Source organism: Thioclava sp. IC9, assembly GCF_002213225.1.
Taxonomy (GTDB): domain Bacteria; phylum Pseudomonadota; class Alphaproteobacteria; order Rhodobacterales; family Rhodobacteraceae; genus Thioclava; species Thioclava nitratireducens.
This window is the reverse complement of sequence record NZ_NBNX01000002.1, coordinates 469,671-486,152: the sequence shown is the minus strand read 5'-3', so window position 1 is coordinate 486,152 and position 16,482 is coordinate 469,671. Positions and strand designations below refer to the sequence as shown.

Sequence of the window (16,482 nt, the reverse complement as noted above, 5' to 3'; positions counted from 1 at the left end):
GCTGCGAGTTCATAGAAATTACCCGATTTGAGAGGACGCCATGAAGATCAAGGTCGAATATGCGGACGGTCTGAGGGCCGACAAGAACGTCGACCGGTTGCCGGAGGTCGATGACCGCTTCGAGGGCGACCTCGTGGAGAACGTCACGGAGTACACCCCCTTGCGAGAAGGCTATGCGGCTTACGTCCGGCTCAAGAAACCTCCCGGAGAACGCTCCGAATAGGTGCGTGTTCGGCGGCTGATCCGCTGCAGGGTCACTCGCCGGATTTCACCGCCGTATCTTCGAACACCCGCCCTTCGTCATCGGTGACGCGCAGGTGAACGGTGAGGTCCGCATTCGCTTCCAACGAGATCTTCGCTGTGGAAAGCGGGCCGGTCGCGTCGCCATCGGATACAGGAACAGAGCCGGCTTGCCGGTTGACGGATCGCCCGTTCGGGCCGCTTTTCATCACCTCGAGGATATATTTACCCGAATGGCCGGTCTCCAGCCGGGAGAAGGTCTCAATCGTGACAAGTCCCTTTTCTTTCGAGAGTGAAATCCATGCGCGCCCGGCCCCGTCGGCCAGAGCCTGAAACGGTGCGACAAGTAGAAAGGCGAGGAGATAGGCCTTCAGTTTCATGATGAGCTCCTGTGATCACGGGGCGCGCCGGCCGGTTGAGGTCTCCAGAGTAAAAACGAACGTAGTGCCGGCCAAGAACAGCAGCTGGGCCCGCACGTCTCTGGCGGTCACGTCGCTGGTGCCTTTCTCAGATGATGCAAGACCCTGACATATCGAGAATATCACGTCTGATCGGAGCTGGCTTTACCCCGGACGGTTTATTTCCGTCCCCGCTCGGCCATTCGAATGATCGCGCTCGCTGACGGGAGAGGGCGACGCGCCCAGTTCCTCGGCTACCTTCAAGATGCCGCCCAGCCGGGCGACGGCCACGAAGCGTTTCATCGCGTTGAGGTTGATGTCTTTCAGCGTTTCTTGCGCCTTCGCTAAACGACGATGCCATGCGGCGGTCGTTTGCCCATCCCTGCGGCGTGTGACCGTCACGACGGCTTAACCTCCGTCCCATTCAGAGGGAGCTGCACCCTGACCTCGAGACCCGCGTCGCGACCGCTCGGCGGCGAGGTCAGAGTGAGGGGGCTTTCGATGCGCTCCGCGATCACTGAGACGATGGCGAGGCCCAACCCGCTGCCGTCATTCGTGCTGCCCGCTCGCTCGAACCGCGCAGTCAGGCGCGCCAGCGTCTCCTTGGGGATGACGGGCCCGCCATTCGTCACTGTGAACACGCCCTCCTCGGTCAGCCGTACCGTGACGGGGTCGTCCTGCGCACCGTGCTTCAGGGCGTTCTCGATGAGGTTCCGGCACAGGATGCCGAAGGCGTCGGGATCGAGATCCGAGAGCACGGGCGTCTCCGGTAACTCCAGCGCAATGCGCCCGGGATCGAGGCTGCGCGCGAGGTCTTCGACAATCAGGCGGGCGGTCATGCGCAGGTCCGAACTGCGCTCCAGCCGCAACGGCCCGCCTTCCGCCCGGGCGAGCTGCAGCAGTCGTTCCGAGAGCCGCGTTAGACGTTTGAGCGTCGCTTCGATATCGGCGGCGCGTGCCTTGGCGGCTGGATCGGTGGTTTCCGCGCTCAGCCGCTGGGTCTGCGCGATGGCACCGGCAAGCGGTGTGCGCAGTTCATGGGCCGCATTGGAGGCGAAGCTTCGCTCGGCCTCGATCCCCTCGCGCAACCGCCCCAGAAGATTGTTGAGCGTCGCTGCGACCGGGGCGATCTCGGCCTGCAGGTCGTCAGTCGGAATGGGCGTAAGGTCGCGGGCGTTGCGCGCCTCGAGGCTGGTCCGGAACCGCCGCAACGGCCCCAGATTGGTCCGCACCGCGAGAACGACAGCCGCGAAAGCGAGCGGGATCACGATCAGCAAAGGCAGGCCGAGGCCGAGCTCGATCTCGCGGGCGACCTGCGCGCGATGCGCGAGCGGCTCCGCGACGGTGATCCGTACCGTGTCCTGAAGCGCGGCATCGCTGTACAGCCGGTGGGTGGCCGTCTGGCTGAAGCCCCGTCCCTCATACGCAGGGAACACGGAAGGATCGGCGGCGTGGGATTGGAGCAGGATACGCCCCTCCGCGTCCCGCACGATATAGATGAAGAATTCCTCGTGATTGCGAAGCTGCGCAAGGCGCTGTGTCACATTCGTGCTGTCACGGTTCACGATATCCATGACCGCGAGGGGCAGAATCCGCTGCGCCGTTTCCTGAAGCGTGGAATCGAAGACCTCGCTCATCTCCTTGCGCACGATCAGCGCGGTGACCGTCGCTGCGGCGATCCACATCAACGCCAGCACGACCCCGAGCGAAAGTCCCAGACGGGCCTGAAGGCTTCGGGGCAGCCTCATGCCTTGCCCAGCCTGTAGCCGAGGCCGCGTTCTGTCTCGATCACATGGGCGCCGAGTTTCTTGCGCAGGCGGCTGACATGGACCTCGATCGTGTTGCTCTCCACTTCCGCATCGAAGGCGTAGAGCTTCTCTTCTAGCTGGGCTTTCGACAGCAACTGGCCGGGTCGCGAGAGGAACGCTTCGAACAGGGCCCATTCGCGCGCGGTCAGCTGCACGGGCTTGCCGTCGCGCCTGATGCTGCGCGCGGCGAGGTCGATCTCGAGCCCGGCATGGCTCACGATGGGGTTCGGATTGCCGCTGTAGCGCCGCGCCACCGACCCGATGCGCGCCGAGAGCTCCGCGAGATCGAAAGGCTTGACGAGATAGTCGTCGGCGCCCGCGTTAAGCCCCTCGATCCGGTCAGAGACCTGATCGAGCGCGGTCATGATGATAACCGGCGTCACATCGCCCCGGCCGCGCAGCGCCTTCAGAAAGCCGATGCCCCGACCGTCGGGAAGCATGAGGTCCAGCAGGATGAGATCGTAGCCGGTGCTGCGGACCGACACGCCCGCTTCGTCGAGTCGCGTGACCCAGTCCACGGAGTGACCGTCGCTTGCGATCTGGTCGCGCACCGCGTTGCCCAGAATAGTGTCGTCCTCGATCAGCAGGATGCGCATCTTCGTTCCATCTCTTGTCCGTTGACCCCTCTTCACCCGCCCGGCTGACACCAAGCTGACGCTGCGCGGGATGCGGCTTCAGGTTCCCGTCAGATTGATTGCCCATGAAAGGTGCGGAATTGGCCGTGAACAGGAGTTTGGCCCATGAAGAAGACCATGACAATTCTCGCCTTTCTCGCGACGTTCCCGGCCGGGGCGGCCCTGGCCGATGACGATTGTTTCGCGCCGATGGCGGATTGGCAGCCCCGCGACGCCGTGGTCCAGCTCGCCGAGCAGAACGGCTGGACAGTGCGCCGCATCAAGATCGACGACGGCTGCTACGAGATCGACGGCACTGACGCGCAGGGCCGCCGGGTCGAAGTGAAGCTTCATCCGGCGACGCTCCAGGTTCTCGAGATCGAATTTGAAAACGGCGAAGACGGTCGGTCCCGCCAAGATCGTGAAGGAGACAACCATGAGTGACGCAGCATTTCGCGACGCAACGCGTCCGAACGGCGAGGCCGGGGGACGCGTGCGGGTCTGGGATCCGCTGGTGCGGATATTCCACTGGGCTCTTGTCGCCACCTTCGTGATTGCTTGGTTCACCGCCGACGAAGTGCAGCCGGTGCATGAGGTCGCAGGCTACACTGTCGCCGGGCTGGTCGCGTTCCGACTGATCTGGGGGATCGTGGGCGGGCGCTATGCCCGGTTCACCCAGTTCCTCAGAGGGCCGGGGCAGACGCTCTCCTATCTTGGCGATATGCTGCGCGGCAAGGAGCGTCGCTATCTCGGTCACAACCCTGCGGGGGCGTTGATGATCGTGGCGTTGCTGATCTCGCTGTCGGGAACCGCCTTCACCGGCTGGCTGATGGCGGAGCCCACACGCATTGCGATGCTGCCCGCGCTGCCGCAGATCGTGACCCCGGCGCTGGCCGACGAGGAGGGCGAATACGGCGAGGGCGCGGAGGGCGCGGAGGGCGGCGGTAACGAGGCGCTCGAGGAGCTGCACGAGATTCTCGCCAATCTGGTCCTGCTGCTCGTGGCGTTGCATGTCGCCGGTGTCGTTCTTGCGTCTTTCCGGCATCGCGAGAACCTCGCGCGGTCGATGCTCACCGGCGACAAGCGTGCGCCTGGCCCCGGTGATATCGCCTGACCGCTTCCGATTTCGTCGCCAAGGCCGTTTCGTTCCGCGGCCTCACTCGGCCCCGCCCCCACACGGCGGGGCCTTTTTCCTGACGCCAAGCTGAAGCGGAAACCGTCCCCCCGTCAGGATGCCCTCAGGTCCGCTGCCCAGATTGTCGCTAGCAGATGAAAAAGGAGACCCTGCCATGCGAAAGATCCTGACCGCACTTCCCCTCATCGCCTTGCTGCCTGCGGGGATGGCTCTGGCCGACGACGACTACAGAAAGTCTTCGCGCGGCGAAGGAATGTCCCGCGACGCGGTGATGCAGATCGCGCGCGAGAACGGCTGGACTGTCCACGAAGTCGAGATGGAAGACGGCCGATACGAGATCGAGGGCCGCGACCGCGACGGGCGGAAAATCGAAGCCAAGATCGATCCAGCGACGCAGCGCCTCATCACGTCGGACTATGACGACGATGACGAGGACGACGATGATGATGATGACGACTACGGCGCATCGGCGCGCAACCCGGCCCCGGCCGGCACGGTCGCCCCGCCGAAAAACGGTCTCTTCGGTGACGGCGCTCCGCCCAAGGTTCAGGTGAACTGAGCCGCCGCCGCATTCCTCCCCAAAACAAGGATTCCCGAAATGAAGTCTCTTCTTGCAACATTGGCGCTGAGCACGGCGCTGACCATTCCCGCGCTCGCATCCGCGCAACCCGTCACGCTCAAGACCACGCTGAATAACTACGGTGGCGATGGTGCCTATCTCGCGCTCTATGTCACCGATCCGTCGGGCGCCTATGCGGGCAGCCTCTGGATGGCGGGTGGCAAGTCCAAATATTACGAGCATCTCAACGACTGGTATCGCGCAACCGGGGGTGATCCCGCGCAGATCAACGGCATCACCGGCGCGAGCGTCGGGGCGGGCCGGACGCTCGAGATCACGCTCGATCTTGCGGATGCGCTCTTCGATGCGGGCTATACGCTGCATATCGACGCCGCGGTCGAGGACATGCGCGACAGCCCCAACGAGGTCGCCGTGCCGCTGACGACCGAGGGCGCGGGCACGCCGGTTCCGGGGCGTCGCTACGTCGCCGATTTCACCTACGACATGTGAGGTGACAGGCCATGATCCGCGCGTTTCATCGCTGGCCGGGGCTGATTGCCCTGGCGCTTGTCACGGTGCTGGCGCTTAGCGGCGCGGTGCTCGCGGTCTTTCCGGTTGCGGAGCGGATCGCGGCACCGCAGGCGGGGGCGGAGCTCAGCGTTGCGACCCTCGCCGAGCGCATCCAGACTGTCTATCCGGGGCTCGAGCAGATCCGGCGTGCACCGTCGGGGCGGATCACCGCCTATTGGTTCGAGTCCGGACAGCCCGGTGCCGCCGTAATCGATCCCATGACGGGTCGCGGCGTCGCCTCGGCTGATCCGAATGGCTTTCAGCGTTGGCTGACCAACCTGCATCGCTCCCTCTTTCTCGGCGATCCCGGCCGTGTCGCGAGCGCGCTGGGCGCCGTCGCGATGCTTGTGCTCTCGGTCTCCGGAGCGATGCTCGTCGCGCGGCGTGTCGGCGGTTGGCGGAACTGGTTCTCCCGTTTGCGCGGGCCGCTCGCCGGGCGGCTCCATGTGGAGATCGCCCGCGTCGCGGTGATAGGTCTGATCTTCTCCTCCGTCACCTCTTTGTGGATGACGGCCTCGACCTTCGCGCTGATCCCGGATGGCGGGCCGTCGCTGGGCGTGCCCGCCGAGGTGAGCGGCCAAACGGGCGCGTCGATTGCCGATCTCGGCTTGCTCGGCACCACGCCCGTCTCGGAACTGCGCAGCCTGAGCTTCCCCTATGACGGCGATGCAACCGATGTGTTCACGCTCAAGACCGATCGCGGCACCGGCTATCTCGATCAGGGCACCGGCACCGTGCTCGCCTGGGCGGATCTGACCGCATGGCAACGCGTCTCGGAAACCATCTACACCCTGCACACGGGGCAGGGCGCTGCGCTGCTTGGTGCGGTGCTGGGTCTCATGGCGCTCGGCGTGCCTGTCTTGGGTCTGACCGGCGTGTCGATCTGGCTCGCGGGGCGTCGCGGACGCCCGCGTATCCGGGCCAACCAGCCGGCCGTGCGCGCGGAGACGATCCTTCTCGTCGGTAGCGAAAGCGGCAGCACATGGGGGTTTGCGACGACCCTGCACGCGGCGCTTCGCGCAGCGGGCCAGAGTGTTCACATCGCGCCGATGTCGTCCTTCGCCCCCGAGCGTTACGCCCGGGCCGATCGGATCATCGTGCTCGCGGCAACCTATGGCGACGGGGCGGAGCCCAGTTCCGCGAAAGGGTTCCTGACGAAACTCGAAGCCCATTCCGATGCGCTGGATATCCCGATTGCCGTGCTCGGCTTCGGGGACCGGAGTTTCCCTGCCTATTGCGCCTATGCCCAGACGGTTGCCGACACCGTGGACGCGAAGAGGTGGCCGGTTCTTCTGCCCTATGACACGATCGACCGTCAGTCGCCGCAGGCCTTCGCGCGCTGGGGGCAGGCGCTGGGCGCGGTGCTCGGGATCGAGCTCGATCTGCATCACCAACCGACGCCGCCCGTCACGACCGAACTCACGCTCCAGTCGCGGCGCGATTACGGGGCGGACGTGCAGGCGCCGACGTCGATTCTGCGCTTCTCGCTGCCGCGCGCTACGTTCTGGCAGAGGCTGACGGGTACGGGTTTCACGCGGTTCGCCGCGGGAGACCTGATCGGGATCCTGCCCGAAGGAGCGCCGACACCGCGCTTTTATTCGCTCGCGTCGTCGCGTCGCGACGGGTTTCTGGAGATCGTGGTCAGGAAGCATCCCGGCGGCCTGTGTTCGAGCCAACTGACGGCGCTCGAGCCGGGGGAGCGCGTTCGCGCATTCATCCGGCGCAATCCTGCCTTCCGGCCGGACCGCTCGCATACGCCGCTGATTCTGATCGGCGCGGGCACGGGAATCGGCCCCCTTGTGGGCTTCGTGCGTGAGAACGAGCAACGTCGCCCGATCCACCTGTTCTTCGGGATGCGCGATCCGCAAAGCGATTTCCTCTATGCGCAGGAGATCGGGGGTTGGAAGGACGAGGGCCGTCTGTCGCGGCTCGTGACCTCGGTCTCGCGCGGCCAGCGCCCGCGCTATGTGCAGGATGCGATGCGCGCCGATGGCCCCGAATTGGTTCGGCTCGTGCAGAGCGGCGCGCGGATCATGGTGTGTGGCGGGAGAGACATGGCGGCGGGGGTCGCCGATGCCCTTCACGATATCCTCGCGGCCTCTGGTCTGAGTGCGGCCAAACTGAAAACGGAGGGACGCTATGTCGAAGACATCTTCTGATCTCGTGCGCCACGCCCTGCACGGCCCGACCATGGGCACCCGCTGGACCGCCCTATTTTTCGCACCGCCCGGGCGCGATCCCTCGCCGATCCGGGCCGCGCTTCAGGCGGCGGTTGCGGAGGTGGACACCCAGATGTCCACGTGGAAACCCGACAGCGACCTGATGCGGCTCAATGCGGCTCCGGAAGGCGAATGGGTGAAGGTGCCCGGTCGCTTGGCCGAAGTGCTCCACCTCGGGCTGGAGATCGGCAAAGCCTCCGGGGGCGCGTTCGATGTCGGGCTCGGCGATGCGGTCACGGCGTGGGGCTTCGGGCCCGACGAAGCGTCGCCCGACGCGATCCGCGCCGCGATGAGCGTGCCGCGGCAGCCTGCATATGAATGGCTCGAGATCGACCATGGCAGGGTGCGCAAGCACGGCCCCGCGGCGCTGGACCTGAACGGGATCGCGAAAGGTTTCGGCGTGGATCGCCTCGCCGAGACGCTGGCCGCGCAGGGGATCGAGGCTGGTCTTGTCGGGATCGACGGCGAAATGCGGGCCGAGGGGCTCAGGCCAGATGGCAGCGCGTGGACGATCGCGGTCGAGAGCCCCGATCCGCTTCGCCGCATGCCGCATTCGATCCTCGCGCTCGAGAATGCATCGGTCGCAACGTCGGGCGATTACCGTCACTGGATCGATCTCGGCGTGCGCAGGCTCTCGCATACGATGGATCGTTCGCGTGGCGCACCGTTGCTGGCATCGCCTGCCTCCGTGACGGTGGTCGCGCGCAGTTGCGCCGAAGCTGATGGCTGGGCCACCGCACTGATGGTGCTCGGTCCGGGCAAGGGGCTGGAGGTTGCGAAGGCGCGCGGTCTCGACGCCCTGTTCCTTATGCATGAGGACGACGGCAGCGTGCAGAGCCGTGGCACAGGCGAACTCTTTCCCCAGAGTCTGGCGGCCACGGTATAGGCTACGTCGGTTCGCCGTGGATCCGACCGACGGCGCCGGGAGATGCCGCTGCAGGGGCGCTCCGACATATCCTCGCCCCTTATCGGGATGGGCGTAACGGTTGAGGAAAACGATATCCCCGACCTGATCGTTGATGCATCGCGCGATCCCTGTGCCGCGAGTAATCCGATCCGCCTTGACGCGGAAAGGGGCGCGCAGTTTGCAGGTCGCGCTCTGATTGCCGGGCTGCGGCGCAAGCGATAACCCTTGTCTGTCGAAAATGGAGACGAACATGAAAATCGCGCTTGTCCAACCGCGGCCGCTTTCCTCTGATCCGAGGCAAACATTTGCGATCATCGAGGAATGGGTGAGCGGCGTGGCGTCGCTCGGAGCCGATCTTGTCGTGCTGCCCGAGCTGATACTGCCCGGCTACAACCGCCCCGAAGAACACCGCGAGCAGGCGCAACCGCTCGACGGAGAGTGGTGCGCAGCGATGCGCGACATCGCGCGGAAACACGGGTGCGCGATCTGTTATGGCTGGGCCGAACGGCTGGGTGATCAGGTGTTCAACGCGGCGTCCGTGCTCGACAAGACAGGCGCAAGGGTCGGGCATTATCGCAAGATTCAGCTCTTCGGCGAGATGGAGCGTGCGAGCTTCGACTTCGGTACGGAGGCGCCACCCGTATTCGAGCTGAATGGCGTCCGGACCGGTCTGCTGATTTGCTATGACATCGAGTTCCCGGAACATGCGCGTGCTCTGGCGCGAGCCAAGGCCGAATTGATCCTCGTGCCCACGGCGAACCCGGTTGGCTACGATCACGTTCCCGATCTGCTCGTGCGGGCGCGGGCGAACGAAAACGCGGTCGTGGTCGTCTACGCGAATTACGCGGGACCTGATCGAGAGATCGACTTTGGCGGCAAGTCGGTGATCGCGGGCCCCGACGGGCAGGCCGTGGCGCAGGCCGGAAGAGGGCCGACGACGTTGATTGCGGACCTGCCGAAGACTGCCGATTATCCGGCCGAGGCGATCTCAGTTCAGTTCGACGATTTTCGTCGCGTGGAGTAGTCGGCGGCCTTCGCGCCTTCGCGATTTGAAATTCGGCCATCCGAGCATAGCTCCCGACTACGCACCGCTTAGGGGCGGTGCGACAGTCCACCTCGGGTTGGGGCAAATATTTCGGAGGACATATGGAAATCAACGCGGAGTTTTCGGAGCGCGTGCTCGTTCATTCCGACACGCTCGATTGGCATGGCTCGCCGTCGGCTGGCGTGGAGCGGCGGATGCTCGACCGGATCGGCGACGAGGTGGCAAGGGCGACGAGCATCGTGCGCTTCGCCCCGGGGCATAGTTTCTCGGCGCATACGCATGGCGGGGGCGAGGAATACCTCGTGCTGGAAGGGGTCTTCCAGGACGAGAGCGGCGATTATCCGGCGGGGACCTACGTGCGCAATCCGCCGCAGACCCGGCATCGTCCGGGCTCGGAGGGCGGCTGCACGATCTTCGTGAAGCTCTGGCAATTCGACCCCGACGACCGCGACCAGTTCCACAAGGACATGCGGATCGATTTGGTCCACACCGAAGAGGGTATTGAGTGCTCCGAGCTTCACCGCGATGCACGTGAGATCGTTCGCTATTTCCGGCTGGCGCCGAATGCGGGCCTGTCGCTCGATGATCCGGGCGGGATGGAACTGCTCGTGCTTGGCGGGACGTTGACCGAGAGCGGCGACGAGCTGCGCGAGGGGTCGTGGTTGCGCCTGCCTATCGGACACACGCTGCAGGTTCAGGCGGGGCAGGACGGCGCGGAGTTCTGGATCAAGACAGGGCATCTGCGCTTTGTAGCGGCACCGGACCAGTGACGGAAAACCATTTCTCCAAATGACGGGACTTCAATGAAGACGCAGGTCGCGATCGTCGGCGGTGGGCTGGCAGGCTTGGCGCTTGCGCGGCATCTGCACGCACGCGGGGTTTCTTTCGAGCTGTTCGAGGCACGGCCCCGCTTCGGCGGGCGGATCAAGGCGCTTGAGATCGGCGCCGGGAGGGTCGATCTCGGCCCGTCGTGGTTCTGGCCCGGCCAGCCCCGTATCGCTGCGCTCACCGAGGCGCTGAAGCTGCGAAAGTTCGAGCAGTACGCGCGCGGCGCGGTGTCGCTGGAAGATGCGAACGGCCATGTTCACCGCAACATGGGGTTTGCCAGCATGGCCGGGTCGTGGCGCCTCGAAGGCGGAATGGTCGCGCTGACAAACGCGCTGGCCGCTGAGCTTCCGGCCGCGCGGCTTCATCCCGGTGCGCGGGTCGTGGCGCTTGGGACTGGGCCCTCGGTCACGCTTGCGGATGGCCGCGTCTGCTGGGCCGAGCATGTCGTGCTTGCCGTGCCGCCGCGCGTCGCGGCGCAAATCTCTTTTACGCCGCCGCTGAGCGATGTGCAGATGCAGGCGCTCCGCGCGACCCCGACGTGGATGGCGGGACACGCAAAGTTCGTCGCGGTGTACGAGCGTCCGTTCTGGCGCGAAGCCGGGCTCTCAGGCGATGCGATGAGCCAGCGCGGGCCGCTGGCGGAAATCCACGATGCCTCCGGGGCGGAAGGATGTCCGGCTGCGCTCTTCGGATTTCTGGGCGTCCCCGCGCGGGCGCGGATCGGGCAGGGAGAGACGATCGAAGCGATGGCGCTCGCGCAATTGGCGCGTATCTTCGGTCCCGAAGCCGCCAACCCGCTGACCTATGCGCTGGAGGACTGGGCCATGGCCCCCGAAACCGCGACGGAAGCCGATCTCGAGCCGCTCCGGTTTCACCCCGATTACGGCCTGCCGCCGGTCCTTCGGGGCCTCCATGACGGACATGTGCATCTCTCCTCATCCGAGACCGCGCCCGAGATGGGCGGCTACATGGAAGGCGCATTGGCTGCGGCCGAACGCGTGGCGCGCGAACTGGGTATTTGAGCCGAACCCGCTGTCGGAAAAGCCGATCCTAGACGACATTGCCAGTCGGGATACGCACCCCGACCGGCAAGCCGCTTTCAGTCCTTCCGCAAGCGGTCTCAGGTCTGGTCGATGGTCACCACGATCTTGCCTACGGCGTGCCCGTCCTTGAGCTGCTCATAAGCCTCACGAGTCTCGCTCATCGGGTAGACGCGGTCGATCACGGGACGAACGGCCCCGTCTTCCAGCAGCTTGGCCAGATCGGACAGCATCGCGCCATCGGGCTCCATCAGGAACCATTCGAACTCGACGCCGTGTTTGGAGGCCAGATCGTCCGTGTCCTGCCCCTTGATCGAGACGAGCTTGCCGCCCTTCTTGAGAACCTTGAACGAACGGTTCAGCGTCTCGCCGCCCAGCAGGTCAAAGACGATGTCGTAATCCGAAAGCTCTTCGTCGAAGGCCTGACTGTGATAGTCGATCACGATATCCGCCCCGAGCTCGCGGACCAGATCAGCGTTGCGCGGGCTACAGGTGGTGGCGACATGGGCCCCGAAATGCTTCGCGATCTGGATCGCCAAGGTGCCGACCCCGCCCGATCCGGCATGGATAAGAACCTTGTCGCCCGACTTCAGCTTGGCTTTCGACATCAGCGCCTGCCACGCGGTCAGTCCGGCGAGCGGAACGGAAGCCGCTTCCTCGTGGCTCAGCTTCGCGGGCTTGAGCGCGATCTCATCGGTCTTGAGGCGAGCGACCTGCGCGATCGCGCCGGCGTCCTCCTGGTTGGGGCGCGCGAACACCGCGTCGCCCACTTCGAAATCCGTGACACCCGGGCCGACCTCGATGATCTCACCCGAAACGTCGTATCCCATGACATGCGGGAACTCGAGCGGGACGTTTTCCTTCATCGCGCCCGATTGCAGAATGTAGTCGATGGGGTTCACGCTGGCCGCGTGGACGGCGATCAGGACGGAGCCTTCCTTCAGCTGGGGCGGGGCGATGTCGTCGATTTCGATCGCCGTGTCGTAGTCCCGGATGATGGCGGCTTTCATGGGCGTATCTCCTGTTTGAATGGGATGGGAAACCGGCTTGCGCGTGGGTCGCGGTTCAAGAGGTCTTTAGGTCAATCTGACGGTAGAACTCGAACGCGGCGCTGAAGGTCCATGGACACCGAAGATGTGAAGCGCCGACGGTTGGCGGCGCGCCGATGCGCCATCCACAGCTCCGGACTTGCAGCCGTTTTCCGGAGCGGTGAAACTGGCGCAGAAAAATTTCGTAGAGCGAGAGCAGGGCAGCGATGAGTGACAAGGCGCAAGACGGGCTGGGCGTGGCGCTCTGGCAGGGACAGACGGTCGCGGGGGATCGCGACGCCGCGCTCGGTCAGATCGCCCGCGCCTCGCGCGCGGCGGGGCAGGCGGGGGCGGCGGTGATCGTCTTCCCCGAACTGTTCCTGACCGGGTATGAGCGCGACGACCTCAACGAGCTTGCGCTGAGCGTCGAGGATATGGCGGACCGGCTCGCGCCGCTTGCACGCGAGGCTTGCTGCGCGATCTGCGTCGGATACCCCGAGCGCGCCGCGGACGGGCTTCGCAATTCGGCGATCTGCGTCTCGTCGACGGGCGAGGTGCTGGGCAATCATCGCAAGATCCAGCTTTACGGCCCCGCAGAGGCCGAGCGCTTCGTGCCGGGATCGCGCTACACGCTGTTCGACCTGGCGGGCAAGCGCACTGCGATCCTGATCTGCTACGATGTCGAATTCGCCCCGCATGTCGCGGCGCTGCGTGACAAAGGGGTCGAATTGATCCTCGCGCCGACCGCCGCGATGCGCCCGTTCGAGCATGTGGGCGATCATGTCGTGCCCGCGATGGCGGCCAATCACGGGCTGGCCATCGCCTATGCCAATCTCTGCGGCAGCGAGGCCGATCTGGAGTATTTCGGCCTTTCGGTCATCATGGGCCCCGACGGCAAGACGCTCGCCCGCGCCGGGAGCGATCCTGCGATGCTCCTTGCCACCCTGAAGCGGCAGTACGATCCCGCGCTCGTCTCGACGCAGGCGCAGGACTTCCGCCACGTCGACGAGACGGCCTGATGCAGCTTGCGGGAACAGACCTGCGTCTTCTGCGCGTCTTCGACGCGGTCGTCCGCCATCGCGGTTTCGCAGCCGCGCAGGCCGAGCTCAATGTTAGCCAGTCGACGATCTCGACGCAGATCACAGCGCTGGAAGAACGGCTTGGCGTGACGCTTTGCCGGCGGGGACGAGCGGGGTTCCGGCTTACCCAGAAGGGCGAGATCGTGCATGCGGCGGTGGTCAAGCTGATCGCCGCAACGGAAGAGTTCGTCACCGAAACCGCCGCCCTGCGTGGCACGCTCTCGGGCACGCTGCGGATCGGGCTCGTGGACCATGTCGTGACCGATCCGAACTTCCGGCTGCCCGAAGCGATCGCCGCGTTGGAGCGTCGCGCGCGTTCGGTCCGGTTCGAGCTTGCGCAAGGCTCGCCACAGGAGTTTCAGACCCGGGTACTCGACGGATCGCTGCATCTCGCGATCGGGTCCTTCCCGCACAAGGTGGCCGGGCTCAATTACCGAAAGCTCTATGACGAGGAGAACTTCCTCTATTGTGCGCCGGGTCACCCGCTCTGGTCAGTGCCCGATGCGGCGCTGACCCCTGAATTCGTCAGTTCGATGCGCGCGGTCGGGCGCAGCTACTGGCGGGATGATCACTGGAACAATCGCGATTTTCCGCAGACGACCGCGATGGCGCAGGGGCTCGAGCAGCAATTGGTGATGATCCTCTCGGGCGCCTTCATCGGCTACATGCCGGACCACTCCGCGCGGCGCTGGGTCGAGGCGGGCCGCCTGCGGGCCATCCTGCCGCAGCGTTTCCTTTACCGCTGCCCCTTCGAGGCGATCACGCGCCCCGATGCGGAGGCCTCGCCGCTTGCTCAGGCCATGCGCTCGGAGCTTGAAGCGGTCTACGCAGGAGATGCTGAAAAAAGCGTCACCGTCTGATCTATGCTTCGAATTTCGTCGAAGTGAATTTCGACACAACTATATTTTTCAGTCCATCGTCGCGACGCATGCTTCCGCGAATTACGGAGATTGCGATGACCGAACACCGATACAATCAGCCTCTGAGCGGAAACGCGATGCCGCGCACCGGCGGGCCCGCGACGATGATGCGACTGCCCTCAGCACCGACGGCGGAAGGGCTCGACGCGTGTTTCATTGGCATTCCGATGGATATCGGTACGTCGAACCGCCCGGGCACACGTCTCGGCCCGCGCCAGATCCGCGACGAAAGCCGGATGATCCGGCCTTACAACATGGCCACGGGCGCGGCCCCGTTCGAGCATCTGCAGGTGGCCGATATCGGCGACGTGCCGATCAACCTGTATGATCTGAAGAAGTCGGTGGAGATCATCGCGGAGCATTACCGCGGCATCCTCGCGCAGGATGCGATCCCGCTCACGCTGGGCGGCGACCACACGCTCACCTGGCCGATTCTGCGCGCGATCAAGGAGAAACACGGGCCGGTCGCGCTGATCCATGTCGATGCGCATTCCGACACCAACGCGGATATGTTCGGCGAGACAGCCGCCCATGGCTGCCCGTTCCGCCGCGCCTGGGAAGAGGACTGCCTGCTCAACGACAAGGTCTTCCAGATCGGTCTGCGCGGTACCGGTTACGGCGCCGACGATTTCGACTGGGGCCGCGAGCGCGGCTGGACCTGCATCCAGGCCGAAGAGTGCTGGCACAAATCGCTCGCGCCGCTGATGGCGGATATCCGTGCGCAAATCGGTGACGCGCCGGTCTATCTGTCCTACGATATCGACAGCCTCGATCCGGCCTTCGCGCCCGGCACGGGCACGGTCGAGGTTGGCGGGCTGACGACGATGCAGGGACTCGAGATCATTCGCGGGACGGCGGGGCTCAACCTCGTGGGCTGCGATCTGGTAGAGGTCTCGCCGCCCTACGACATGGCAGGCAACACGGCGGTGATCGCCGCGAACTTCCTCTACGAAATGCTCTGCGCGCTGCCCGGCGTGCCGCAAGGGCGTTAAGACAAGCCGGACAACAGGGAGAATATCCAATGAAAAGACGTGAGTTTCTGGTAAGTGCCGCGCTTGGAACGGCCGCGCTTGCGGCTCCGACCGTGCTGCGCGCGGCCTCTTCGACGCTGAAGGTCGGCACCTATGGCGGCTACTTCAAGGACAGCTTCGACAAGTTCATCTACCCCGATTTCACGGCCGCCACGGGTATCGAGGTCGAAAGCATCGCGGAGCCCACGGGCGAGGCGTGGCTGGTGCAGCTGTCGCAGGCGGCGCGCGCAAATCAGGCCCCGGCGGACGTATCGATGATCGCGCAGCTGCCGCGTATCAAGGGCGAGCGCTCGGGCCTCTGGGCCAAGCTCGACGCGGACAAGATGAGCAACATCTCCGTGCTCCCCGATCACTTCGTGCATCGCTATGAGGATGGCAGCGTCTACGGAACCGGCGCGGTCAGCTGGTATATCACGCTGGTGACCAATACCGACGCCTATGCCGATGCGCCCGCCTCGTGGAAGGCGCTGTGGGATCCGGCGAACAAGGACAAGCTCGGTCTGATGTCGCTTGCGACGAACTCGTTCCTGCTCGAGATTACCGCGACCACCTATTTCGGCGGCACCGACATCCTCAAGACCGAGGAAGGCATCCTCAAGGTCATGGACAAGCTCGCCGAGGTGAAGCCGAATGTGCGCCTGTGGTATCGCGACGAGGGCCAGTTCCAGCAGGCGCTGGAGACCGGCGAAATCCCGATGGGCGAGTATTACCACGACGTGACCTCGCTGGCCGCCTCGCAGGGCAAGCCCGTGCGTTCGACCTTCCCGGATGAGGGCGCGGTACTCGATTCCGGCTCGTGGGTGGTGTCGAAGGCGTCGAGCGCGCTCGAGCAGTCGCAGATCTTCATCGACTACATGGCCCAGCCGGAAATTCAGGCGAAGCTGTCGCGCAATGTCGGCACCGCGCCGACCGTGCCGCGCGAGAAGACCGACCTGACCGACGAGGAATTCGCGGCCGTGTCCTCGGACAAGCAGCCGATCCTGCCGCTCTACGATATCTATGTGGACCGCGGTGACTGGATCAATCAGAAGTGGTCGGAAATGATCACCGGCTGATTTGGC

At 65.0% G+C, this 16,482-nt stretch carries 19 protein-coding genes; 14 read left to right on the top strand and 5 right to left on the bottom strand.

Annotated features, from left to right (window positions below):
* Positions 1 to 40 precede the first annotated feature (40 nt).
* On the top strand, positions 41 to 223 hold the full coding sequence (locus B6V76_RS07800; RefSeq protein ID WP_075776376.1) for a hypothetical protein: 183 nt from the start codon (positions 41 to 43) through the stop codon (positions 221 to 223).
* A gap of 31 nt (positions 224 to 254) precedes the next feature.
* Here the strand turns inward: B6V76_RS07800 and csgH are convergent, their stop codons facing one another.
* The 4 genes from csgH to B6V76_RS07780 all read right to left on the bottom strand — a co-directional run bounded on the left by csgH (position 255) and on the right by B6V76_RS07780 (position 3,042).
* Positions 255 to 620, bottom strand: a complete 366-nt coding sequence (gene csgH, locus B6V76_RS07795; RefSeq protein WP_088727107.1) for a curli-like amyloid fiber formation chaperone CsgH — start codon at positions 618 to 620, stop codon at positions 255 to 257.
* 183 nt (positions 621 to 803) lie between these two features.
* Positions 804 to 1,040, bottom strand: a complete 237-nt coding sequence (locus B6V76_RS20055; RefSeq protein WP_075776374.1) for a LysR family transcriptional regulator — start codon at positions 1,038 to 1,040, stop codon at positions 804 to 806.
* On the bottom strand, positions 1,037 to 2,386 hold the full coding sequence (locus B6V76_RS07785; RefSeq protein WP_088727106.1) for an ATP-binding protein: 1,350 nt from the start codon (positions 2,384 to 2,386) through the stop codon (positions 1,037 to 1,039). The genes B6V76_RS20055 and B6V76_RS07785 overlap by 4 nt, the downstream gene beginning before the upstream one ends.
* Complete coding sequence (locus B6V76_RS07780; protein ID WP_088727105.1) at positions 2,383 to 3,042, bottom strand: response regulator transcription factor; 660 nt, start codon at positions 3,040 to 3,042, stop codon at positions 2,383 to 2,385. Before B6V76_RS07780 ends, B6V76_RS07785 begins: the two co-directional genes overlap by 4 nt.
* Positions 3,043 to 3,186: 144 nt before the next feature.
* Between B6V76_RS07780 and B6V76_RS07775 the strand changes: the two genes are divergently transcribed.
* The 9 genes from B6V76_RS07775 to B6V76_RS07730 all read left to right on the top strand — a co-directional run bounded on the left by B6V76_RS07775 (position 3,187) and on the right by B6V76_RS07730 (position 11,345).
* Positions 3,187 to 3,504 (top strand): PepSY domain-containing protein, encoded by a 318-nt coding sequence (locus B6V76_RS07775; protein ID WP_088727104.1) that lies wholly within the window; start codon positions 3,187 to 3,189, stop codon positions 3,502 to 3,504.
* Complete coding sequence (locus B6V76_RS07770; protein ID WP_088727103.1) at positions 3,497 to 4,174, top strand: cytochrome b/b6 domain-containing protein; 678 nt, start codon at positions 3,497 to 3,499, stop codon at positions 4,172 to 4,174. The genes B6V76_RS07775 and B6V76_RS07770 overlap by 8 nt, the downstream gene beginning before the upstream one ends.
* Before the next feature lie 175 nt (positions 4,175 to 4,349).
* The gene (locus B6V76_RS07765) at positions 4,350 to 4,754 is read left to right on the top strand and encodes a PepSY domain-containing protein (RefSeq protein ID WP_088727102.1); all 405 of its coding nucleotides are present in this window, start codon (positions 4,350 to 4,352) and stop codon (positions 4,752 to 4,754) included.
* Positions 4,755 to 4,793: 39 nt separating this feature from the next.
* Positions 4,794 to 5,264: a DUF2271 domain-containing protein gene (locus B6V76_RS07760; RefSeq protein WP_078539991.1), complete on the top strand. Its 471-nt coding sequence runs from the start codon at positions 4,794 to 4,796 to the stop codon at positions 5,262 to 5,264.
* Positions 5,265 to 5,275: 11 nt separating this feature from the next.
* Positions 5,276 to 7,483, top strand: coding sequence for a PepSY domain-containing protein (locus tag B6V76_RS07755; RefSeq protein WP_088727101.1), 2,208 nt, complete (start codon positions 5,276 to 5,278; stop codon positions 7,481 to 7,483).
* Positions 7,464 to 8,429, top strand: a complete 966-nt coding sequence (locus B6V76_RS07750; protein ID WP_088727100.1) for an FAD:protein FMN transferase — start codon at positions 7,464 to 7,466, stop codon at positions 8,427 to 8,429. The genes B6V76_RS07755 and B6V76_RS07750 overlap by 20 nt, the downstream gene beginning before the upstream one ends.
* Positions 8,430 to 8,700: 271 nt before the next feature.
* Positions 8,701 to 9,474 (top strand): carbon-nitrogen hydrolase family protein, encoded by a 774-nt coding sequence (locus tag B6V76_RS07740; RefSeq protein WP_088727098.1) that lies wholly within the window; start codon positions 8,701 to 8,703, stop codon positions 9,472 to 9,474.
* 122 nt (positions 9,475 to 9,596) lie between these two features.
* Complete coding sequence (locus B6V76_RS07735; protein WP_088727097.1) at positions 9,597 to 10,265, top strand: cupin domain-containing protein; 669 nt, start codon at positions 9,597 to 9,599, stop codon at positions 10,263 to 10,265.
* Between the two features lie 33 nt (positions 10,266 to 10,298).
* On the top strand, positions 10,299 to 11,345 hold the full coding sequence (locus tag B6V76_RS07730; RefSeq protein WP_088727096.1) for an NAD(P)/FAD-dependent oxidoreductase: 1,047 nt from the start codon (positions 10,299 to 10,301) through the stop codon (positions 11,343 to 11,345).
* A gap of 98 nt (positions 11,346 to 11,443) precedes the next feature.
* Here the strand turns inward: B6V76_RS07730 and B6V76_RS07725 are convergent, their stop codons facing one another.
* The gene (locus B6V76_RS07725; protein ID WP_088727095.1) at positions 11,444 to 12,373 is read right to left on the bottom strand and encodes an NADP-dependent oxidoreductase; all 930 of its coding nucleotides are present in this window, start codon (positions 12,371 to 12,373) and stop codon (positions 11,444 to 11,446) included.
* Positions 12,374 to 12,618: 245 nt separating this feature from the next.
* On the opposite strand from B6V76_RS07725, the gene B6V76_RS07720 reads away from it, so the two are divergent.
* The 4 genes from B6V76_RS07720 (at position 12,619) to B6V76_RS07705 (ending at position 16,476) form a co-directional block, all read left to right on the top strand.
* A complete protein-coding gene (locus B6V76_RS07720) occupies positions 12,619 to 13,410 on the top strand; it encodes a nitrilase-related carbon-nitrogen hydrolase (protein ID WP_088722020.1) in 792 nt (263 codons plus the stop codon).
* Complete coding sequence (locus tag B6V76_RS07715) at positions 13,410 to 14,330, top strand: LysR family transcriptional regulator (protein ID WP_075776361.1); 921 nt, start codon at positions 13,410 to 13,412, stop codon at positions 14,328 to 14,330. Before B6V76_RS07720 ends, B6V76_RS07715 begins: the two co-directional genes overlap by 1 nt.
* A 95-nt stretch (positions 14,331 to 14,425) precedes the next feature.
* Positions 14,426 to 15,382: an agmatinase gene (gene speB, locus B6V76_RS07710; RefSeq protein ID WP_088727094.1), complete on the top strand. Its 957-nt coding sequence runs from the start codon at positions 14,426 to 14,428 to the stop codon at positions 15,380 to 15,382.
* A gap of 29 nt (positions 15,383 to 15,411) precedes the next feature.
* Complete coding sequence (locus tag B6V76_RS07705) at positions 15,412 to 16,476, top strand: extracellular solute-binding protein (RefSeq protein ID WP_088727093.1); 1,065 nt, start codon at positions 15,412 to 15,414, stop codon at positions 16,474 to 16,476.
* Positions 16,477 to 16,482: the final 6 nt, after the last annotated feature.